Origin of the sequence: Stenotrophomonas sp. LC732 (assembly GCF_052446685.1) — a bacterium.
GTDB classification, from domain to species: domain Bacteria; phylum Pseudomonadota; class Gammaproteobacteria; order Xanthomonadales; family Xanthomonadaceae; genus Stenotrophomonas; species Stenotrophomonas muris.
The window spans coordinates 2,175,268-2,196,356 of the sequence record NZ_CP199214.1 but is presented as its reverse complement, the minus strand read 5'-3'; the positions used below and the strand labels follow the sequence as shown (position 1 = coordinate 2,196,356).

Below are 21,089 nucleotides of genomic sequence, written 5' to 3'. Positions count from 1 at the left end.
CGTAGTCTACAAAGGCGCATGTTAACGCCGTTGTTGCGCGCTGTCGGCACGCACCTGTGGGCCCTGCTCGTGCTGCTGGCCTGTGTTGGCGGGGCACGGGCGGAGGATGGCTATGCGCTGTGGATGCGCTACCAGCCGGTTGCCGCAACGGTCGCTGCCGATTACCGGCGGCAACTGGCCGAAGTGGTGGCCCCGGATCGCACGCCAATGCAGCGCGCCACCCGCGACGAGCTTGCGCGCAGCCTCCCTGGATTGCTGGGAGCGTCGCCGCCAATGCGAACGGCAATCAGTACCGAGCGTGCCCTGGTGCTGGGCACGCCGCAATCCTCGACACTCGTCGCCGCGTACGGCAACGAGATCGCCACGTTGGGCAACGAGGGCTTCCTGATCCGGCGGGTCCGGATCGAGGGGCGCGATGTGCTGCTTGTGGCGGCACGCCAGGATGTCGGCGTGCTGTATGGCATGTTCCATCTGCTGCGCCTGCTGCAGCGTGGCACCCCGCTGCAGGCGCTGGATGTGCGTGAGTCGCCGCAGGTCGCACTGCGTGTGCTCAACCATTGGGACAACCTGGATCGTTACGTCGAGCGTGGCTATGCAGGCAGCTCGCTGTGGGACTGGCAGACGTTGCCCCAGTGGCGTGACCCGCGTTACACCGACTACGCCCGTGCCAACGCGTCGCTCGGCATCAACGGCACCGTCCTCAACAACGTCAATGCCAGTGCGCTGAGCCTGTCGCCGGCCTATCTGGCCAAGGCCGCCGCGCTGGCCGACCTGTTCCGGCCCTATGGCATCCGGGTCTACCTGAGCGCGCGCTTCAGTGCGCCGATCGAGCTTGGCGGCCTGGCAACGGCTGATCCGCTGGATCCGGCTGTGCGGCGCTGGTGGCGCGACAAGGTCGATGAGATCCATGCGCGCATTCCGGATTTTGGCGGCTTCCTGGTCAAGGCGAACTCGGAGGGGCAACCCGGCCCGCAGGATTACGGTCGTTCCCATGCCGACGGCGCCAACCTGCTGGCCGAGGCGCTGGCGCCCTACAACGGCGTAGTGATGTGGCGCGCCTTCGTGTACTCGCACCAGGTTCCCGAAGATCGCGCCAAGCAGGCGTACAGCGAGTTTGTCGGGCTGGACGGTGCCTTCCGCCCCAACGTGATCGTGCAGGTGAAGAACGGCCCCATCGACTTCCAGCCGCGCGAGCCGTTCCATCCGCTGTTCGGCGCCATGCCACGCACGCCGCTGATGATGGAACTGCAGATCACCAAGGAGTACCTGGGTTTTGCGACGCACCTGGTGTACCTGGGAACGCTTTACGAAGAAGTGCTGCAGGCCGACACCCATGCACGTGGCGAGGGCTCCACGGTCGCCCGCGTGGTCGATGGCTCGTTGGAAGGTCATGCACTGACCGGCATCGCCGGCGTTGCGAACATTGGCGTAGACCGCACCTGGAGCGGCTCGCATTTCGACCAGGCCAACTGGTACGCGTTCGGGCGACTGGCATGGAATCCGCAGCAGTCCGCGCGCGGCATTGCCGAGGACTGGGCCGGGCTGACCTTCTCGCCCGACCCGCAGGTGACCGGCCCGATCGTGCGGATGATGATGGACTCGCGCGAGGCGGCAGTGGATTACATGACGCCGCTGGGCCTGCACCACCTGATGGCACGCGGCCATCACTACGGTCCCGGCCCCTGGGTGGACGGCGGCCCGCGTGCGGACTGGACGTCGGTCTACTACCACCGTGCAGACCGCAACGGCATCGGTTTTGACCGCAGCGCAAGCGGAAGCAACGCCGTGGGGCAGTACTTCCCGCCGGTTGCCGGGGTTTATGGCGATCCGGCGCGGGTGCCCGAGTCGCTGCTGCTGTGGTTCCATCACGTGCCGTGGGACCGCCGCATGCGCTCGGGCAGGACGCTGTGGGACGAACTGGTCGGGCGCTATTCGCGGGGTGTGCGCCAGGTGCAGTCGATGCAGGCGACCTGGGCGGGCCTGCGCGATCGGATCGATCCGCAGCGGCACCAGCAGGTGGCGGCGTCCCTGCAGATCCAGCGCGAGGAAGCGCAGTGGTGGCGCGATGCCAGTGTGGCGTACTTCCAGTCAATCAGCGGCCGACCGCTGCCGGCGGGAGAACGGCCACCGCCACAGCCGTTGTCGTACTACCAGGCGTTGCAGTTTCCTTTCGCACCCGGAGATGGGCGATGAACCGGTTCGGATGGTCCGCGCGCGCGGCGGCGTTGATGGTGCTGGCGTGGCTTGCCGCACCGGTGGCGGCCGGCGAAACGACGGGTTTGCTGCACCCGCTGTTCCAGGACCATGCGGTCCTGCAGCGCGACCGGCCGATCACCGTCTGGGGCCAGGCAAGCCCTGGGCAGGCGGTATCGGCCACCTTCGCGGGCCAGGCGGTGGCCACACAGGCCGATAGGGCAGGCCGCTGGCAGGCCATGTTCCCCGCCATCGCCGCAGGCGGCCCGTACACCCTCGAGGCAACCGCCGGGACCCGGCGTGAGACGGCGCGGGATCTTCTGGTCGGCGACGTCTGGTTGTGCGCGGGGCAGTCGAACATGGAGCTGCCGGTCTGGCGCTCGCTCAACGCAGCCAGCGAGATCGCCTCGGCCACGCTGCCACGGATCCGGCTGTTCAGCGTGCCGAAGGACGCGGCCGTGCAGGCGCAGGAGAGCTTCAAGGGTGACCCTGGATGGACGCGGGCAACGCCCGATTCGGTGCGCGGCTTCTCTGCAGCCTGCTTCTATTTCGCCCGCGAACTGCAGCGCACGGTTACCGTACCGATGGGGCTGATCCAGGCAGCGTGGGGCGGCTCGCGGATCGAGGCCTGGACCAGTACCGATGCCCTGCGCGGGCAAGGTGGCATGGACGAGGCCCTCGATATTCTCGCGCGCTCTGCCCGTGATCCGCTGGAGGCACGCGCAGCCTGGGGCCGCCACTGGCAGCACTGGTGGGAGACGCGCGAAGGGGCGCTGCCGGGCGACGCACCTTGGCGCGCGGATACCGATGACCGCGCATGGTCGCACGCACCGGCCACACTGGGCGCATGGGAGCGGTGGAACGAGCCCGCGCTTGCCGATTACAACGGCATGGTCTGGTATCGCACGCAGGTGGTGCTGAGCGCTGAACAGGCTGCACGCGGCGCGACCCTGGAGCTGGCATCGGCCGACGAGGTGGACGTGACCTGGGTGAACGGGGTCGCCGTCGGCAGCCAGTACGGCGCCGGCCAGAGGCGCTATCCGTTGCCGAGTGGCCTGTTGAAGGCGGGATCCAACAGCATTGCGGTCAACGTGCTGGACACCTACGGCGAAGGCGGCCTGGCCGGCCCCTCAACGGCATACGGCCTGCAGTTCGACAACGGCGAGCGCGTGGCACTGCAGGGCCTCTGGAAATACCGGGTGGCGGCGGGCCGGCAGGCGCCGCCTTTCGCGCCATGGCAGGCCGCCACCGGGCTGTCGACGCTGTACAACGGGATGATCGCACCGCTCGGGGGCTTCGGGCTGCGCGGCATGCTCTGGTATCAAGGTGAATCGAACACCAGCGATGGTGCGGCGTATGCGATGCGGTTGCGTGCGCTGCGCGAGGACTGGCGGCGGCAGTTCGGTGCGCGCACGCCACTGCTGCTGGTGCAGCTGGCCGGCTACGGCCAGCCGCCGGTTGTGCCCGCCGCCAGCGGTTGGGCGCAGGTGCGTGAGGCGCAGCGGCGCGTCGCCGCCGAGGATGCGCGGAGCGGGCTCGCCATTGCCATCGACATCGGCGACGCCTACGACATCCATCCGCCGAACAAGCAGGAGCTCGGGCGCCGCCTGGCGCGCGTGGCGCGCCACGTGGTGTACGGCAAGCAGGACGTGGCGCCGTCGGGTCCGCGAGCGGTAACGGCCGTGCGGACGCCCGCTGGCGTGGCCATTGCGTTCGAGGATGTCGAAGGCGTGCTCACCGCGACCGGCGCGCTGCGTCCGATTGGTTTTGAACTGTGCGGGACCAGGGGTGATAGCGGCCACTGCGCCTACGGCGACGCTGAACTGGATGGGCGCCGGATCCTGCTGCGCGGCCCGCTGTCGACGCACGCAACGCATGTCCGCTACTGCTGGGCCGATGGCCCGGTGTGCACGCTGCGCGACCGCAGCGGGGCACCGGTAGGCCCGTTCGAACTTCCCATTGCCGAAGCCGAGACGCGACGATGATGACGCTGTCCAAGCAGTCCCCTCCGGTCCGCGACAGGGCCGGCCTGAGGTCGATGGCGCGCCACCTGCTGGCGGCGGCACTCCTGCTGTCGGCCGCAACCAGCCCGGCCAGCGCGCCGCCGGACGCACCGCCGGTGTACTTCGACTGGTTCGAATACCGCGGCCACGACGCGGCCTTCGACACGCCGCTGCCGGCCGGCCACTACCGCAATCCGGTGCTGGCCGGCTTCCATGCCGATCCCAGCATCGTGAGCGCGAACGGCCGGTTCTACCTGGTCAATTCCAGCTTCACCTATTTCCCGGGCATTCCGGTGTTCGAGAGTGCCGACCTGGTTCACTGGAAGCAGATCGGCAACGTGATCGACCGCGCCACGCAGCTGGATTTCGACGGGCTGAGCGTCTCGCGCGGCATCTTCGCGCCCACCATCGAATACCACGATGGGGTCTTCTACGTGGTGACCACGGCCACCGACAGTGGTGGCAACTTCATTGCCACCGCGCGCGACCCGGCCGGTCCGTGGTCCGATCCGCACTGGCTGCCCGGCATCGATGGCATCGATCCATCACTGTTCTTCGATGACGACGGCAAGGTGTACCTGGTCAACAACGACGCGCCGCCCGGCACACCACGCTACGACGGGCACCGCGCCATCTGGATGCAGCAGATCGATCTGGCTGCCTTCAAGCCGGTCGGGCCGCGCCGGGTGCTGGTCGACGCGGGCGTGGAGCCGGCGAAGAACCCGATCTGGATCGAAGGACCCCACATCTACAAGCGCCAGGGCTGGTATTACCTGTCCGATGCCGAAGGCGGCACCGGGCCGCAGCACTCCCAGGTGGTGCTGCGCAGCCGCACCGTGTGGGGCCCGTATGACCCCTACGCGGGCAATCCGATCCTGACCCAGCGCGAGCTGCCCGACGACCGACCGCTACCGATCACCAATGCCGGCCATGCCGACCTGGTCGAAGGCCCGGACGGTTCGTGGTGGGCGGTGTTCCTGGCCAGCCGCAACTATCAGACGCGGCACTACAACACCGGGCGCGAGACCTATCTGCTGCCGGTGCGCTGGCAGGACGGCTGGCCACGGATCCTGCCGGCCGACCAGCCCATCCCCTACGTGGTCAAGGCGCCGTCGTGGATGCAGGGCGAGGCATCCCAGGCTCCCTCGACCGGCAACTTCGTCGAGCGCGACAACTTCGATGGACCGAGGCTCGATCGCCAGTGGCTGCGCGTGCGGGTGCCCAAGCACGCCTGGGCCGACCTGGCCACGCGCCCGGGAGTGCTGGCCGTGCACCCGCTTGCCGAGGATCTGGACACGCTGCGCAATCCCGCGTTCCTTGGCCGACGCCAGCAGCACCTGCGCTTCGAGGCGAGCGCCGCGATGAGCCGGCCGGGGCCTGGCGTGGCGGCCGGCCTGGCGGCGTTCCAGAGCGAGGCGTACTGGTACTTCCTTGGCGTTCGCAGCCTTCCGGACGAGCGACTTTCGCTCTTCCTGGAAGTTCGTGATGGCGGTGGCAGTACGCGCATCGTGGCGACCCGCGAGGTGCGGGCACCGGACGCGTTGCGCCTGAAGATCGACGGCAACGAGGGCGACTACGCGTTCTCGTTCGATACCGGCGACGGGCAGGGCTGGCAACTGCTTGCAGGCAAGGTGGATGGCACCGTTCTGAGCACGGACCGGGCGGGCGGCTTCGTAGGCGCACTGCTGGGTCCCTTCGCGCGCGATGAGCGCACCGGGAGAAGCAAATGAGGCTGTCGCTGTCGTCCAACGCCCGTCGCCGCACGTTGCGCCGCGGGCTCACTGTGTTCGTTCTGACCTGCATCGCGGCGGCCGCATCTGCAGCCGCGCCGCGGCCCTGGCTGGACGTTTCGGCCAGCTTCGAGCAACGGGCTGCCTCACTCGTCGCGCAGATGACGCTGGATGAGAAAGCCGCGCAGATGCAGAACGCCGCGCCGGCAATCGAACGCCTGGGCGTGCCCGCCTACGACTGGTGGAATGAGGGACTGCATGGCGTGGCACGGGCAGGGCAGGCCACGGTCTTTCCGCAGGCGATCGGCCTGGCCGCGACCTTCGATGTGCCGTTGATGGGGCAGGTGGCCACGACGATCAGCGATGAGGCCCGCGCAAAGCACCACCAGTTCCTCCGCGAAGGCGCGCACGGCCGTTACCAGGGGCTGACCTTCTGGTCGCCGAACGTCAACATCTTCCGCGACCCGCGCTGGGGCCGCGGGCAGGAAACCTATGGCGAGGACCCGTATCTCACCGCGCGCATGGGCGTGGCCTTCGTACGTGGCCTGCAGGGCGACGACCCCGTCTACCGCAAGCTGGACGCCACCGCCAAGCATCTGGCCGTGCACAGCGGGCCGGAGGCCGACCGCCATCACTTCGATGCACGGCCCAGCCGGCGCGACCTGTATGACACCTACCTGCCGGCATTCGAGGCGCTGGTCAAGGAGGGCGACGTCGATGCTGTGATGGGCGCCTACAACCGCGTGTACGGCGAGTCCGCCAGTGCCAGCCGTTTCCTGCTGCGCGATGTGCTGCGACGCGACTGGGGCTTCAAGGGCTACGTGGTCTCGGACTGCTGGGCCATCGTCGACATCTGGAAGCACCACCATATCGTGACCACGCGCGAAGCCGCTGCGGCGCTGGCGGTCAGGAATGGCACCGAGCTGGAATGCGGCCAGGAGTACGCCACGCTTCCCGCCGCCGTGCGTCAGGGTTTGATCAGCGAAGCGGAGATCGACGATGCGGTGACCCGTCTGTTCACCGCACGGATGCGCCTGGGCATGTTCGACCCGCCGGAGCGGGTGCGCTGGGCGCGCATTCCGGCCTCGGTGAACCAGGCCCCGGCCCATGATGCGCTGGCGCTCAAGGCCGCGCAGGCGTCGCTGGTGCTGCTGAAGAACGACGGCATCCTGCCGCTGTCACGCGACATCAAGCGCATTGCCGTGGTCGGACCCACTGCTGACGACACCATGGCGCTGCTCGGCAACTACTTCGGCACACCGGCCGCGCCGGTCACGATCCTGCAGGGCATACGCGAGGCGGCCAAGGGCGTCGAGGTTCGCTATGCCCGCGGCGTTGACCTGGTGGAGGGCCGCGACGATCCCGGTGCCACGCCGTTGATCGAGCCGACCTTCCTGCGGCCTTCGGCGGACTCGCCCGAGCGTGGCCTGCGTGGCGAGTACTTCCGCACGCCCGACCTGTCCGGCAATCCGGCCCTGGTGCGTACCGACGCGCAGATCGGCTTCCGCTGGGACCGCGGCTCGCCGACCGACAACCTGCTGGCACGCGGCGAAGCGGCACCGGGGCAGGGGATCCCGAACGACGGCTTCAGCATCCGCTGGAGTGGCCAACTGCTGCCCCCCGTGTCCGGCCGCTACCGGCTGGAGGTGGCCGGCGATGATGGCTACCGCCTGTACCTGGATGGCAAGCGCGTGATCGATCACTGGGTGAACACTGATCGCCTGCATGCCGAGGGCATCGAACTGGAGCTGCAGGCCGGGCGTGCCTACGCGCTGACGCTGGAGTACTACGACGACGAGCGCGATGCCGGCGTGCGCCTGGGCTGGCGCATGCCCGGCGCCAAGGCGCCGTTCGATGAAGCGCTCGATGCCGCACGCGAAGCCGATGTGGTGGTGTTCGTTGGTGGCCTTACCGGCGATGTCGAAGGCGAGGAGATGACCGTCAACTATCCAGGCTTTGCCGGTGGCGACCGTACCGACCTGCGGTTGCCCGCGCCGCAGCGCACCCTGCTGGAGGCCCTGCACGCTACCGGCAAGCCGGTGGTGATGGTACTCACCGGCGGCTCGGCCATTGCCGTGGACTGGGCGCAGGCGCATCTGCCGGCGATCCTGATGAGCTGGTACCCCGGGCAGCGCGGCGGCACCGCCGTCGGCCAGGCGCTGTTCGGCGACGTCAATCCCGCCGGCCGTTTGCCGGTCACCTTCTACAAGGCCGGCGAAGCGTTGCCGGCATTCGACGACTACGCCATGGAGGGCCGCACCTATCGCTACTTCCGCGGCACGCCGCTTTATCCGTTCGGTCACGGCCTGTCGTACACGCGGTTCGACTATGGAACGCTCCGCCTCGATGCAGGCAGCCTCCGCGCCGATGGCCGCCTGGGCGTGGCGGTCGATGTGACCAACGCAGGCACGCGCAGCGGTGACGAAGTGGTGCAGCTGTACGTGCGGCGCGAGCACGCTGGCAGCGGCGATGCCGTGCAGGAGCTGCGTGGCTTCCAGCGGATCCATCTGGCCCCGGGCGAACACCGCACGGTGACGTTCACCCTGGAGGCAGCGCAGGCCCTGCGCCACTATGACGAAGCGCGCGCCGCGTATGAGGTGCGGCCCGGTGCCTACGAGGTCAGGGTGGGGGCGTCCAGTGCCGATGCACGCGCGCAGGGCAGGTTCACGGTGGTGTCCGCGCATGACTGATCGCTCTCGCCGGCATCGATTTCCCTCCGCCCAGATCCCTTTTCCAGGACGTCCGCTGCATGGCAAGCACTGAACACGCGCTATCGATACGCGAGAAGCTCGGCTACAGCCTGGGCGATCTCGCCGCCAACCTGATCTTCCAGACCCTGATCACCTACCTGGCGTTCTTCTACACCGACGTCTACCGCCTGCCAGCTGCGACCGCAGCCACGATCATCTTCGTGGTGGGCCTGCTGGGTGCGTTCGTGTTCACGCCGTTGATCGGCATCGCGGCTGACCGGACGTCCACCCGTTGGGGCCGCTTCCGGCCGTGGATCCTGTGGACGGCCATTCCCTTTGGCGTACTGTCCCTGCTGGCGTTCAGCACGCCGGACCTGGGCGAGCGCGGAAAGGTGATCTATGCACTGGCCACCTACGCGCTGCTGGTGTGCGTGTACGCAGCGAACAACCTGCCGTACTCGGCGCTGAGCGGCGTGCTGACCGGCAGCATGGCCCAGCGCAACAGCCTTTCGGCCTACCGCTTCGTGGCCGTGATGATCGCGCAGTTCATCATCCAGGTGCTGCTGATGCTGCTGGTGCTGATCCTGGGTGACGGCGACCGGGTGCGCGGCTTCGAGCAGGTCATGACTGCATTCGCCATCATCGGCACGGCGTTCTTCCTGATCACGTTCGCCACCACCCGCGAACGCATCGTGCCGACGCGCGAACAGACCGGCGGCATAGTGCAGGACCTGTCGGACCTGCTGCACAACCGCCCGTGGCAGGTGATGCTGGCCCTGACCGTGCTGGTGTTCATCAACCTGGCATTGAAGGGCGGTACCTACATCTATTACTTCCAGTACTACATGAGTGAAGCGGCGCTGGCCGGCTTCCTTGAAAACTCGGGGTTCAACGGCTTGGTCAGCGCGTTGAATGCTGCGCTGGCCAGCGCCGGCTTCGCGGCGTTCACCTGGCCGAAGGACGCGGCCACCTCGGCGTTCAGCCTGTTCAACGCGTGCGGCATCCTCTGCATGATCCTGGGTATCGGCGCATCGCGACGGTTGGCGGACCGCTTCGGCAAGCGCGACGTCTTCGGTGGCGCCCTGTTTGTCTCGACCCTGTTCCTGCTTGCCTTCTACCTGTTTCCACCCACGGCGGTGGCGGTGGCGTTCGGCGCCTTCATGCTGCATGGCTTCTGCTACGGCATCACCATCCCGTTGCTGTGGGCGATGATCGCCGACGTCGCGGACTACTCGGAGTGGAAGAACCATCGGCGGGCAACCGCGATCATCTTCTCGGCGATGCTGTGCGGGCTGAAGATCGGCCTCAGCGTGGGCGGCGCGCTGGTCGCCGCGATCCTTGCCCACTACGGCTACCAGGCCGGCCTGGCGCAGCAGCCTGAGGCCGTGGTGCAGGGCATCCGCCTGACCGTAAGCGTGTACTGCTCCCTTCCTTTCCTGCTCGCCGTGGCGCTGCTGGTCTTCTACAGGATCGACAAGCGCACCGAAACCCGCATCGAGCAGGACCTCCACCTGCGTCGCCGTTCCGCCGACGCCTCCGCGTAACCCCAAGATGACGACCATGATCGACCTCTCTGCCGGCGAAGACGGCCAGGCCAGCGAAGCCCGTCTTGCGCAGCTCACCGCGCACGCCATTTCGCAACCGCTGGTGACCCACATCTATACCGCCGACCCTTCGGCGCACGTGTTCGAGGGGCGCCTGTACATCTATCCGTCGCACGACATCGACGGCGGCCAGCCATTCGACGACGAAGGTGGCCACTTCGGCATGCAGGATTATCATGTGCTGAAGATGGATACGCCCGACGGCACGGCCGTCGATTGCGGCATGGCGTTGCATGTGCACGACGTGCCCTGGGCCCGGAAACAGATGTGGGCCCCCGATGCCGCCTGCCGTGATGGCCGCTACTACCTCTACTTCCCGGCCAAGGATGCCGAGGGCCGGTTCCGCATCGGCGTGGCGATCGGTACGCGGCCGGAGGGCCCGTTCGTGCCCCAGCCGGAGCCGATCAAGGGTGCGTACTCGATCGACCCGGCCGTGTTCGAAGACGAGGATGGCAGCCACTACCTGTACTTCGGCGGCATATGGGGCGGGCAGCTGCAGAAGTATCGTGACAACCAGCACAGCGAGGCCCACGAGGAGCCCGAGGGCAGCGCACCGGCGCTGGGCCCGCGCGTGGGCCGCCTGGATGCCGGCATGACCGAGCTGGCCGAACCCACCCGCGAAGTGCAGATCCTGGATGAGCATGGCCAGCCGCTGCGCGCGGACGACCATGCGCGCCGCTTCTTCGAAGGTCCGTGGCTGCACAGGTACCAGGGTCGCTACTACCTGTCGTACTCCACTGGCAACACCCACCAGCTGTGCTACGCCATCGGCGACAGCCCGTATGGACCGTTCACCTACGCTGGCGTGATCCTCACCCCCGTGGTCGGTTGGACCACCCACCACTCCATCTGCCAGTTCGAAGGACAGTGGTACCTGTTCTATCACGATGCACTGATGTCCGGCGGCATCACCCACCTGCGCTCGGCCAAGTGCACGCCGCTGCACATGGAGCCGGACGGAAGCATCCGCACGATCAACCCGTATGGGGCCTGAGCGGATGCTGCCGGTGGATGATGCGCTGGCTCCGCTGCCAGCCGGCGAGCTGCACTGGCTGAGGTGCGGCGAACTGGAGGTTGCGTTCGCCGCAGGGGCGGGCGGGCGCGTGGCGCACCTGCGCTACCAGGGCGTGGAATGGCTGGTGAATGCGCAGCAGGCAGGCCCGGCGGCGATCGCGTGGGGCTGCTACCCGATGGTGCCGTGGGCCGGGCGCATCCGCCGTGGACAGTTCCATTTTGACGGCAGGCCGCATCGGCTGCCGCTCAACTTCGACGGGCACGCCATCCATGGGGTGGGTTTCTCGCGACCCTGGCGGATCGACCGCTTGGACGCGGCGGCAGCCCGGTTGTCGCTGGAGCTGCCGCGCGACGGCTACTGGCCTTTCGGTGGCGCTGCCGTGCTGGACCTGCAGTTGCAGGCTCACAGCCTGCAGATGGACCTCTCGGTCCAGGCCGGCGGCCAGGCGATGCCGGCGGTGCTGGGCTGGCACCCCTGGTTCCGGAAGCCGGAACGACTGCTGTTCAGTCCTCGCTCGATGTATCCGCGGGACAGGGAAGGTATTGCCACGCTGCCCCGCGTGGAGCCCACCACCGGCCCCTGGGATGACTGCTTCATCGCCGACGGTGACGTCACGCTGATACGCGAAGGCCAGCACCTGCGGCTGAGGTCGGACCACGACCACTGGGTGGTCTACGATGGTACGCCGCACGCCACCTGTGTCGAGCCGCAGAGCGGCCCGCCAGATGGCTACACCCTGGCACCGCACCGGCTGGAGCCCGGCCAGCGCCTCGCGTTGACATTCGAACTGGCGTGGGCGGCGGACAGCACCTGAAACCCCGGCCAGGGCAGGCGATCACCCGGGTGCCGGGCGGTCGGTACGCCGCCTGGACCGGCCGTGGACCCGGTGCCTGACACCGGCCGCGCGCCAGGACCACCTGACATTTCCTACAGGTTCCAGTCGATCCGCATGCCGGCGATCAGCGCATCCGGCAGGTCATGCTGGCGTGCGGGCTCGTTGAACTGGTCCGGATGCACGATGTAGTGCAGGTTCGGTGCAACACGAAGCTGCGGGGTGAGCTGGATGCCATAGCTCAGCTCCATCATCACCTGGCTCCCGTGCGGGGTGCCGCTGCCACCGGCTGCGGCGCGGGCGAGGCGCAGGTCTTCCAGCGCGATGCTGCTGTACTTCTGCTGGGTCACGACGAAAGCGATGCTGTCCTGCGGCCGCCGGGCGAACGTGCCTTTCTGCACCAGCCCGGCCTGCAGGAAATGATCCTCGATCAACTGACCGGAGGTGCCCTTGAGCGCCGCACCGAAAAGGGTCAGGCCGCGGCCGGCACCATCACTGGTGAGTTGCTGCTCGAAGCGGGCGAACGCACCGGAGCGGCCGTGACGCGTCGCGTACTCCTGGCCACTGAGCAGCGCGGGAATGCCGTTGGCATCGCGCAGCGGATCGCGATAGGTCGAGTTGTCCTGCCAACCACCGAGTTCGTAGCGGGCTTTCAATCGTGCCGAAGCAGGGCTGCGCCAGCCGATCGTGTAGGGCACGATCCAGCCGGTGGCCTGGTTCGTATTCCACTTCAGGCCATGCTGGCCATCCTCGGCCTGGCTGGGATCAACCTGGTAGGCGCCGACACGCACGTAGACATCGGGCGTCACCCAGGCCGTGGCATCGGCCATCCAGCTCGATACCGGCCACCAGGTGAAACTGCTGGTGCGGAATACGTAGGTCGGGTTGCCACAGGCCGAGTTGCCCTGGAAGTACTGGCACAGGTCCGAACCCAGGTGGTGGATGTTGGCGACGCTGCGCCCTGCTTCCAGCACCAACCGGTCGTTGAACAGCTTCTGTTCGAGGGTCAGGTTGGCCAGGCGCGTGCCCTGGCCGCCGTAGATTTCCTGCACCGAGGTGCTGTTGCCTGTACTGCTGTTGGCGAGATTGGTGCCATGGCGGTTGATGCCGTAGGCCTTGACCGTCGCACCTCGCCAGCCAAACGCCGCGTCCAGGTCCACGTCGGCACCGAGCATCAGCTGGCCGGCATAGGCCGTGCCGCTGCGCTTGCCACCGTCGAGCGTGGCGGCCGCTTCGCCGGTGTAGGCGAGCTTCGGAGCGAAGACGTCGCTCGCGTCGGCGGCTGCGGCCAGTGATGGCAGGGCCAGCAGGATCACTGTCGGCAGCAGGCGGCGGGAAGGGGAGGTCATGGGCGGGTTCCTTTTACAGGGTGGGAGCCGTGACCGGCTTCTTGAGCACGCGCAGCGCGACCGCGGTGACGGCCACGCCGGCCACGAGTGCCAGCAGGTAGATGCCAAGGTGGGTGACTGCGTTCGGGATCGGCAGCACGAACACGCCGCCATGCGGCACCTTCAGTTCGACGCCTGCGGCCATCGAGATCGCACCGGCCACGGCAGAACCAAGGATCAGCGCCGGAATGGTGCGCAGCGGATCACGCGCGGCATAGGGGATCGCGCCTTCGGTCACGAAACTGAGGCCAAGCACGCCAGCGGCACCGGCCGTGCCACGCTCCTCGGCAGTGAAGCGGCTACTGAACAGCCATGTCGCCAGTGCGATACCCAGCGGCGGCGTCATGCCGCCGATCATCGTCGCCGCCATCGGCGTGTAGACCTGGCTGGAAATCAATGCGGTAGAGAAGGCGTAGGACGCCTTATTGACGGGTCCGCCCATGTCCACCGCCATCATGCCGCCCAGCAGCAGGCCAAGCAGGATCGCGCTGCTGCCTTGCATGCCGCGCAGCCAGTCGGTCAGCCAGGCCAGCAGCCCAGCCACCGGCGTACCGATTACATACATCATCAACAGGCCGACCAGCAGCGTGCCCAGCACCGGCAGGATCAGCACCGGCTTGAGGCCTTCCAGGCTGCGCGGCAGGCGCAGCGCACGGTTGATCCAATGCACGCCGTAGCCGGCGATGAAACCGGCCAGGATGCCGCCGATGAAGCCCGCATCCATGTTGACTGCCACCAATCCCCCGATCATGCCCGGGGCGATGCCCGGGCGATCGGCGATGGAGTAGGCGATGTAGCCGGCCAGTGCCGGCACCATCAGCATGAAGCCGGACTTGGCGCCGATCTGGAAGAGCGACCAGGCCAGCGTGCCCTTGTGTGCATCGTCGAAGGCATAGATGCCGCCGAGCGCGAACGCCAGTGCGATCAGCAGCCCGCCGGCAGTGACGAACGGCAGCATGAACGACACGCCGGTCATCAGGTGCTTGTAGGGGCCGGTGACCCTGGCCTTCTCGGTGGTGCGACCTGAAGCCACCGTGCCGGTCTGCACGCCAGCCTCGGCCAGCGCCTTGCGGATCAGGTTCTGGCCGTCATTGATCGCCGGCTTGGTGCCGCTCTTGAACAGGCGTTTGCCAGCAAAGCGCGACAGATCGACTTCGCGGTCGGCGGCGATCAGCACCAGGTCGGCGGCAGCGATTTCGCCGTCGCTCAACGCATCCTGCGCGCCGACCGAGCCCTGGGTTTCCACCCGGATCGCGTGGCCCAGTGCCTTGGCCGCCTGCTGCAGGCCTTCGGCCGCCATGAACGTGTGGGCGATGCCGGTCGGGCAGGAGGTGACGGCGACGATGCGCTTGCCCGTGTCATCCCTGGAAGGGGGTGCCGATGCTGCGGCGAGCTGCGCCAGCACGGCGAGCGGGTCGTCCAGCACTTCACCGAGGCCGGCGCGCACGATCTGGGCATTGCCGAAGCGGGCGCTGTCCGCCTCGCCGTCACCCACCAGCAGCAGCTGCGTTGCGGCGGCAGCCTGCGCGTCGGACAGTGCCCCGGTCACGCCCTGATTGCTGCGGATTTCGATCGCCAATTCGACCCTTTGCTGGCGTGCGGCGCGGCGCAGCGCTTCGGCGGCAAGAACGGCCTCGATGCTGCGTTCGCCAGCGGCGATGACTACGGTGGAAGCTTGCATGGCAACTCCTGGAATTCTTCGGGTTCGTCCTTGCAGCAGGGGCCATCGGTGGCCCAAGGCCAGCCGCAGCCCCCTCTGCAGGGGTTTCAATCCAACCGCTCGATCAGTACATCGCCGGTCCACGCGCGCACCTGCGCCGGGTCCAGCCGTCGCGCGTCGCCACTCTCCAGCCGGCTCATCGAGAACGCCGTGGCCAGTCGCGCACAACCGGCCAGGTCGGGGGAGGGCTCCAACAAGGCGGCGGCGATGCCGGCGACCATGGCGTCGCCGGCACCGACCGTACTGCCCTGCGCCAGTCGCGCCGGTCGTGCGACCAGGGCGCCGCTGCGATCAATGAACAGCGCGCCGTCGGCGCCCATCGAGATCGCTACGAGTGCAACTCCGCGTTCGACCAGGGCCCGGCCCGCGGCGCGCAGGGCGCTGCGATCCAGCAGCGGCGTGCCGGCCCAGGCCTCCAGTTCATGGCGGTTGGGCTTGACCGCGTAGGGCAGTGCACCCTGTGCACCACTCAACGCCGCGGCAAGCGCGTCGCCACTGGTATCCAGCAGTACGCGCGCGCCGGCGGCGCGCACCTGCGCCTGCAGTCGGGCCCATGCATCGGCTTGCAGCCCGGACGGAAGGCTGCCGGACAGCACCACCGGCAGCTCCGGCTGGAGCAGTGCGTCGAGTCGGCGCGATACCGCGTCCAGATCGGCGTCGCACAGTGACAGGCCGGGCAGGTTGATGTCGGTGGTCTCGCCGTTGGCATCTTCCACCAGCTTGATGTTGGTGCGGGTACGGCCCGGAATGCGCAGACACGCGTCTGCGATGCCCCGATCGGAAAACAGTGCGCTGAACACGCCGTCGTTGCCATCGCCGAGCACGCCCAGCGCAGTGGTCGGCACGCCCCAGTCTGCCAGGCAGGCGGCCACGTTGATGCCTTTGCCGCCGGCGTCGTCGCGGGAACTGCGGGCGCGATGCACGTGACCCGGTTGCAGGTTCGCCAGCCGCACGGTCTGGTCGATTGCCGGGTTCAGGGTAATGGTGACGGCGCGGGAACTCATGCGCGCGCTCCATTGAGCGCACGCACCTGCTCGGCGGTTTCGCAGTCCAGCGCCGTCGCAGCCAGCGTTCGCAGATCGGCCAGCGCGCTGCCACGCAGGCGTGCTTTCACGGCCGGGATGTCGTTCGGGGTCATCGACAGTTCGTCCACGCCCAGGCCGGCCAACAGCAGTGCGCCGAACGGATCGCCGGCCAGCCCGCCACAGACGCCCACCCAGCGCCCATGCAGTCGTGCGCCTTCCACCGTGGCGCGGATCGCGCGCAGCACGGCCGGATGCAGGCTGTCGGCCTCGGCGGCCAGTTCCGGATTCTGGCGGTCGATCGCCAGCACGTACTGGGTCAGGTCGTTGGTACCGATCGAGAAGAAGTCGGCGTGGCGGGCCAGCACATCGCTCTGCGCCGCAGCGGCCGGCACTTCGATCATGATGCCGATCGGTACCCCGGGCGCCTGCAGTGCTGCGCGCTGGCGCTCGCAGATGGCGCGCAGTGCGACCAGCTCGCTCACCGAGGTGATCATCGGGAACATGATGGACAGGCGCGCGCCGTCTTTCGCCGCGCGGTACAGCGCACGCAGCTGCGGTTCCAGCAGGTCCGGCCGGCGCAGCAGCAGGCGCGCGCCGCGCACGCCCAGGAACGGGTTTTCTTCATGCGGCAGCTCCAGGTGCGCCACCTGCTTGTCGCCACCGATATCGAGCGCACGCACGATCAGTGGGCGGCCGCCGAGTGCCTTGGCCATCGCCACATACGTGGTGTACTGCTGATCCTCGCTGGGCGTACTGCCACGTTCAAGGAACAGGAATTCGGTGCGCATCAGGCCGACGCCTTCCGCGCCTTGCTCCAGTGCCAGCGGCACCTGCTCGGGCAGGTTGACGTTGGCGCCGATGTCGATGCGGTGGCCGTCCGGCGTCTGTGCCGGCTGCGCGCGTTGCGCCGCTTCACGCTCGCGGATCTGCTGCTGTTCGGCGATCCACGCGCGCGCCGAGGCGAGGTCGGCCTCGGACGGAGACAGGTAGAGCCGCCCGCTGCTGCCGTCGATGATCGCCTCGCGACCGGCGCTGATCGCGAGCAGCTCGCCCCCCCCGGCGACCAGCGCCGGCAGGCCGAGGGTGCGCGAGAGGATGGCGGTGTGCGAGGTCGGCCCGCCCTGCGCGGTGGCCAGGCCAATCACGCGGGTAGTGTCGAGGTTGGCCGTGTCGGACGGCGACAGGTCCGCCGCGATCAGGATGCACGGGTGCGCGGGCAGGTCGGCCAGGCCGCCACCGGCGGCCGACGGATCAAGCTGCGCCAGCACTCGGCGGCCAACGTCACGCAGGTCGGCGGCGCGCCCGGCCAGCACCGGGTTGCCCAGCGCGGCCAGGCCCGAGGCGATGTGTTCGATGGCCTGGTGCCAGGACCATGCGACGCCATGGCCTTCGACCATCAGCTGGCAGGTACGGGTAATCAGGTCGGTGTCGTCCAACAGCGCGGCATGGGCCTTGAAGATGGCGGCGTCCGAGGCGCCAAGCCGGCGCTGGGTGTCATCCTGCAGCGCGGCCAACTGCTGGCGGGTACGTGCGAGCGCGTCCTGCAGACGCGCCCCGCCTTCGCCGAGCGGGGCCGGGCGATCGGCGACCTCGGCCTGCGTGCTGGCCAATACATGCACCGGGCCGATTGCCAGCCCAGGGCTGGCACCGATGCCGACGATGGCAGCCTGTGCCTCGGGCGGATTCCAGCCTGCCACCGGCGTGGCCTTGCGTTGTGCTGCGCGTTCGGCGTCGGCCTTTTCCTGTGCCACCAGGTCCTCCATGACCCTGCGCAGCGCGGTCAGCAGGGCAGGGGCATCCGCCCCCTCGGCAGACACGCTGACGGCATCGCCATGACGCAGGCCAAGTTGCAGCAGCGCGACCAGACTCTTGGCGTCCGCTGCCTGGTCGCCGGCACGCACCTGGGCGCGGGCCGCAAAGCGGCGCGCCGTCTCTGCCCAGCGCGTGGCCGGGCGCGCGTGCAGGCCGCTGGGGTAGGCAATGGTCCAGTCAAAGCGCTCGGCCAGATCGGTTGCCGGTACCTGGGCGGTCGTGATCGCAATGTCGCCGGTCAGCGCGTTGACGATCTCACCCGCATCGGTGGTCGCAAACAGGCGCTGCAGCGTTGCCTCATCCTGGATCAGCCGGGTCAGGCGGCGCAGCAGGGTAATGTGGGTATCGGACTGGGCAGCGATGCCAACCACCAGGCGGGTGACCTGCCCCGGATTCCATTCCACGCCTTCCGGCAACTGCAGCACGGCAATGCCACCGCGGCGCACCAGATGGCGGTCCTCGCCAAGCCCGTGCGGGATTGCCACGCCATGGCCGAGGAAGGTGTTGGCCAGCGCTTCGCGCCGTCCCATGCTGGCCTCGTACCCCGGCGCCACGCAGCCGGCCGCGACCAGCATCTGCGCAACCTGGGCGATCGCATCGGTCTTGTCCTGCGCCCGCGCGTCCAGGCGGATCAGTTCCCGGCTGACGGGGGAGGGGAAGGTCTGGGGCGACAAAGGGCGGCTCCGGCAAAAGGATGGCTGGGCATATTGGGAACGTTCCCAATGCCTATTTCAATGTGCACTGCACAAAATGCCAATAGCTCTTTGGCGTTAGCATTGTCCTGAACAACCGCCGGGCCATGGCAGGCGCACTTTTCCGGGAACGTTTCCAATGAGTATCAGCATCAATGACGTCGCGCGTGTAGCGGGGGTATCCAAGTCCACCGTGTCGCGGGTGCTCGGGGGCGGCCCGGTCAGCGAAGAGGTTCGCGGCCGGGTCGAGGTGGCAATCCGCCAGACCGGCTATCGGCCGAACCTGCAGGCAAGGCGGCTGCGCTCCCGGCACACCGGCATCATCGGGTTGATCGTTGCGGATATCCGCAACCCGTTCTTCACTGCGCTTATCCGTGCGGTGGAGGAGGTCGCCTATCGCGAAGGCCTGCGCGTCACGCTCTGCAACACCGACGAAGACCCCGAGCGCGAGGCGCTGTACCTGCAGTTGATGCACGAGGAGCGCATCAGTGGACTGATCTTTGCGCCCACACGGACCACGGTGGGGCGGCTGGAACGGCTCACGCTGGAATTCCCGACGGTACTGGTGGACCGCGCCGCGGCCAGCGGGTCGATCGACAGCGTGGTGCTGGACAATCCCGCGGCGATGGGCGCCCTGGTCGAGCATCTCGTCGAGCGTGGCTATCGCCGCATCGGCGGCCTGTTCGGCAGCACCAGCACCACGGCGGCCGAGCGCCGCGACGGCTATCTTGCTGCGATGCGCACGCACGGATTGGAGCCGGATTACCGTGAAGTCGAGCCAACGGCCGAGGCCGCCATCGCAACGGTCGACCAATGGCTGGCCGGCCCTTCGCGTCCCGACGCGCTGGTCACCAGCAACAGCCTGCTGCTCATGGGTGCATTGAAGGCGGCACGCAGCGCCGGTCTCGCCATTCCAGGAGAGCTGGCGCTGGCAGGGTTCGACAACGAGCGCTGGACCGAGCTGGTCGAACCTGGCATTACCGTGGTCGAGCAGCCGGTTGAAGACATGGGGCGCGCTGCGATGTCGCTGTTGCTGGAACGCCTGCGCATGCCGGAGCTGCCCGTGCGCAGGCTGGTGATGACGGGAAGGTGCGTGGTGAGAGGGTCGACGGCTGGGCGATAGTCCGGCACCGGCCTGCGGCAGCCGCCAGATGTTGGCGGGTCATGCGTTGTCTGCTACAAGCCAACTGTACGCAGACACAGTGGAGGATCGCCTTGTCAGAGCCCTATTCAGCACTGCTCCGCCTGAAGATTTCCCACCACGATCTTTCCAGATGGCTGGCAGCGCCCGTGCCTTCATCATCCCGTTGGTCCGACTGGCGAGGCATCTCCGGGCAGTGGCGCATGGAAAACGGTCAATACCTTGCCTCGTGCAGCGACGAGGCGTTGGACCACCTGCTCGCGGATTGCCAGGCGCTGTTGGCCCGCTACCCCGACAATCGCGCCGCATTGAAGGCTTTCCTTGCCTCTGCACAGGCCGGGAATATCCAGATTGCCGCCTATGACCGCACTGCTACGCACTTTGTCGCAGGATCGCTGACGTATTCGGAGAGCCTTTACGATCTCATCGCGTTTCTTGCCGTGGCACGAGGCGCCGCCGACTTCCTGAAGGGGGGCGACGAAGGCGTGGCACTGATCCACGACTATCTCTGGGCCGAGGAAGGTGAGCAGGAGACGGTTGCTGCGATTGGGCTGGCCGGCCCCGGGGAATCCGGATTCCTGTCATCCGCAGACCTGGATGCCGCCACCGAGCCCTTCGAAACATTGGTGGAGGCCATGCTGGAAGCCGAGGACGACCCGGAGTTTCGTCCGCGCAACCAGCTTGATCGGCTTTGACCTCTGCCGCGTGGCATCCATGAAAGCAACAGCCAGGGCCTCAACATGAAGAGACATCACCAACCCCAGGCGCGCCGCGTCATGCGTCGGCTCCTCGCACTTGGCCTCTGCGCGCTGGCTGGGTCCGCTTTGGCCGGAACAACGCAGCCGGCACGGACCTGGCTTGTCAGCGGCACGGAACTCATCACCCTCCTGCAGGGGAAAGGCGATGACGGGTTCTGCGACGGTGAACAGTGCCGGAGCCTGTCCAGCGCTCGCGCCAGCGGCTATATCCTGGGCGTCGCCGATGCCAGCCGCGGACAGTGGTGCGGGCAGCGCCAGATCCTTCCGCATGAACTGGTCGACCATGTGTCTTCCCATCTCCGGCAACTGCCCCGCGAGCGATTGCAGCAGGATGCGTCGCCACTGGTTGTCGAAGGGCTGCGCACGGCGTTTCCCTGTGGTCGCGGCACACCACGTGGCAACAGTGCCGAGCCCGGCAATGACCAATGAAGCACGCCGCGCCCGCTTGGCGACGATGCGGACGTCCTACACCCTCGCGACACGGTG

General features: G+C 67.9%; 14 protein-coding genes. 10 read left to right on the top strand and 4 right to left on the bottom strand.

Features of this window, described 5'->3' with window-relative positions:
• The first annotated feature begins 18 nt into the window (after nt 1-18).
• From ACT6SE_RS10555 to ACT6SE_RS10525, 7 genes are read left to right on the top strand one after another with little or no spacing between them, the layout of a single operon-like run.
• Complete coding sequence (locus ACT6SE_RS10555; RefSeq protein WP_049420865.1) at nt 19-2,193, top strand: alpha-glucuronidase family glycosyl hydrolase; 2,175 nt, start codon at nt 19-21, stop codon at nt 2,191-2,193.
• A complete protein-coding gene (locus tag ACT6SE_RS10550; protein WP_046430735.1) occupies nt 2,190-4,178 on the top strand; it encodes a sialate O-acetylesterase in 1,989 nt (662 codons plus the stop codon). The genes ACT6SE_RS10555 and ACT6SE_RS10550 overlap by 4 nt, the downstream gene beginning before the upstream one ends.
• A gap of 53 nt (nt 4,179-4,231) precedes the next feature.
• Nucleotides 4,232-5,926 (top strand): glycoside hydrolase family 43 protein, encoded by a 1,695-nt coding sequence (locus ACT6SE_RS10545; protein ID WP_046430734.1) that lies wholly within the window; start codon nt 4,232-4,234, stop codon nt 5,924-5,926.
• A complete protein-coding gene (locus ACT6SE_RS10540) occupies nt 5,923-8,616 on the top strand; it encodes a glycoside hydrolase family 3 protein (RefSeq protein ID WP_164232680.1) in 2,694 nt (897 codons plus the stop codon). The genes ACT6SE_RS10545 and ACT6SE_RS10540 overlap by 4 nt, the downstream gene beginning before the upstream one ends.
• Before the next feature lie 59 nt (nt 8,617-8,675).
• Nucleotides 8,676-10,160 carry an MFS transporter gene (locus tag ACT6SE_RS10535; protein WP_444811154.1) on the top strand — a complete coding sequence of 495 codons (1,485 nt, stop codon included), beginning with the start codon at nt 8,676-8,678 and terminating at the stop codon, nt 10,158-10,160.
• Nucleotides 10,161-10,176: 16 nt separating this feature from the next.
• A complete protein-coding gene (locus ACT6SE_RS10530; RefSeq protein WP_046430732.1) occupies nt 10,177-11,214 on the top strand; it encodes a glycoside hydrolase family 43 protein in 1,038 nt (345 codons plus the stop codon).
• Nucleotides 11,204-12,049: an aldose epimerase family protein gene (locus ACT6SE_RS10525; RefSeq protein WP_046430731.1), complete on the top strand. Its 846-nt coding sequence runs from the start codon at nt 11,204-11,206 to the stop codon at nt 12,047-12,049. Before ACT6SE_RS10530 ends, ACT6SE_RS10525 begins: the two co-directional genes overlap by 11 nt.
• A gap of 113 nt (nt 12,050-12,162) precedes the next feature.
• Here the strand turns inward: ACT6SE_RS10525 and ACT6SE_RS10520 are convergent, their stop codons facing one another.
• The 4 genes from ACT6SE_RS10520 to ptsP form a co-directional block, all read right to left on the bottom strand.
• Nucleotides 12,163-13,416: a carbohydrate porin gene (locus tag ACT6SE_RS10520; RefSeq protein ID WP_046430729.1), complete on the bottom strand. Its 1,254-nt coding sequence runs from the start codon at nt 13,414-13,416 to the stop codon at nt 12,163-12,165.
• A 13-nt stretch (nt 13,417-13,429) separates the two neighbouring features.
• A complete protein-coding gene (locus tag ACT6SE_RS10515) occupies nt 13,430-15,136 on the bottom strand; it encodes a PTS fructose transporter subunit IIC (RefSeq protein WP_046430726.1) in 1,707 nt (568 codons plus the stop codon).
• Nucleotides 15,137-15,222: 86 nt separating this feature from the next.
• On the bottom strand, nt 15,223-16,179 hold the full coding sequence (locus ACT6SE_RS10510; RefSeq protein WP_046430725.1) for a 1-phosphofructokinase family hexose kinase: 957 nt from the start codon (nt 16,177-16,179) through the stop codon (nt 15,223-15,225).
• Nucleotides 16,176-18,686 carry a phosphoenolpyruvate--protein phosphotransferase gene (gene ptsP / locus ACT6SE_RS10505; protein ID WP_046430723.1) on the bottom strand — a complete coding sequence of 837 codons (2,511 nt, stop codon included), beginning with the start codon at nt 18,684-18,686 and terminating at the stop codon, nt 16,176-16,178. The genes ACT6SE_RS10510 and ptsP overlap by 4 nt, the downstream gene beginning before the upstream one ends.
• A gap of 157 nt (nt 18,687-18,843) precedes the next feature.
• On the opposite strand from ptsP, the gene ACT6SE_RS10500 reads away from it, so the two are divergent.
• The 3 genes from ACT6SE_RS10500 to ACT6SE_RS10490 all read left to right on the top strand — a co-directional run bounded on the left by ACT6SE_RS10500 (nt 18,844) and on the right by ACT6SE_RS10490 (nt 21,032).
• Nucleotides 18,844-19,827 (top strand): LacI family DNA-binding transcriptional regulator, encoded by a 984-nt coding sequence (locus tag ACT6SE_RS10500; RefSeq protein ID WP_046430722.1) that lies wholly within the window; start codon nt 18,844-18,846, stop codon nt 19,825-19,827.
• A gap of 92 nt (nt 19,828-19,919) precedes the next feature.
• Nucleotides 19,920-20,540 carry a hypothetical protein gene (locus tag ACT6SE_RS10495; RefSeq protein ID WP_227863764.1) on the top strand — a complete coding sequence of 207 codons (621 nt, stop codon included), beginning with the start codon at nt 19,920-19,922 and terminating at the stop codon, nt 20,538-20,540.
• 81 nt (nt 20,541-20,621) lie between these two features.
• Entirely contained in the window at nt 20,622-21,032 is a 411-nt protein-coding gene (locus ACT6SE_RS10490) for a Rap1a/Tai family immunity protein (protein ID WP_046430720.1), read from the top strand.
• Nucleotides 21,033-21,089 lie beyond the last annotated feature (57 nt).

Excerpts from the sequence above, each read along its gene's own strand:
- ACT6SE_RS10535 (WP_444811154.1), top strand. The coding sequence starts at position 8,676 with ATGGCAAGCACTGAACACGCGCTATCGATACGCGAGAAGCTCGGCTAC.
- ACT6SE_RS10540 (WP_164232680.1), top strand. The coding sequence starts at position 5,923 with ATGAGGCTGTCGCTGTCGTCCAACGCCCGTCGCCGCACGTTGCGCCGC.
- ACT6SE_RS10555 (WP_049420865.1), top strand. The coding sequence starts at position 19 with ATGTTAACGCCGTTGTTGCGCGCTGTCGGCACGCACCTGTGGGCCCTG.
- ACT6SE_RS10545 (WP_046430734.1), top strand. The coding sequence starts at position 4,232 with ATGGCGCGCCACCTGCTGGCGGCGGCACTCCTGCTGTCGGCCGCAACC.
- ACT6SE_RS10520 (WP_046430729.1), bottom strand. The coding sequence starts at position 13,416 with ATGACCTCCCCTTCCCGCCGCCTGCTGCCGACAGTGATCCTGCTGGCC.
- ACT6SE_RS10525 (WP_046430731.1), top strand. The coding sequence starts at position 11,204 with ATGGGGCCTGAGCGGATGCTGCCGGTGGATGATGCGCTGGCTCCGCTG.
- ACT6SE_RS10490 (WP_046430720.1), top strand. The coding sequence starts at position 20,622 with ATGCGTCGGCTCCTCGCACTTGGCCTCTGCGCGCTGGCTGGGTCCGCT.
- ACT6SE_RS10500 (WP_046430722.1), top strand. The coding sequence starts at position 18,844 with ATGAGTATCAGCATCAATGACGTCGCGCGTGTAGCGGGGGTATCCAAG.
- ACT6SE_RS10515 (WP_046430726.1), bottom strand. The coding sequence starts at position 15,136 with ATGCAAGCTTCCACCGTAGTCATCGCCGCTGGCGAACGCAGCATCGAG.
- ACT6SE_RS10550 (WP_046430735.1), top strand. The coding sequence starts at position 2,190 with ATGAACCGGTTCGGATGGTCCGCGCGCGCGGCGGCGTTGATGGTGCTG.
- ACT6SE_RS10510 (WP_046430725.1), bottom strand. The coding sequence starts at position 16,179 with ATGAGTTCCCGCGCCGTCACCATTACCCTGAACCCGGCAATCGACCAG.
- ACT6SE_RS10530 (WP_046430732.1), top strand. The coding sequence starts at position 10,177 with ATGATCGACCTCTCTGCCGGCGAAGACGGCCAGGCCAGCGAAGCCCGT.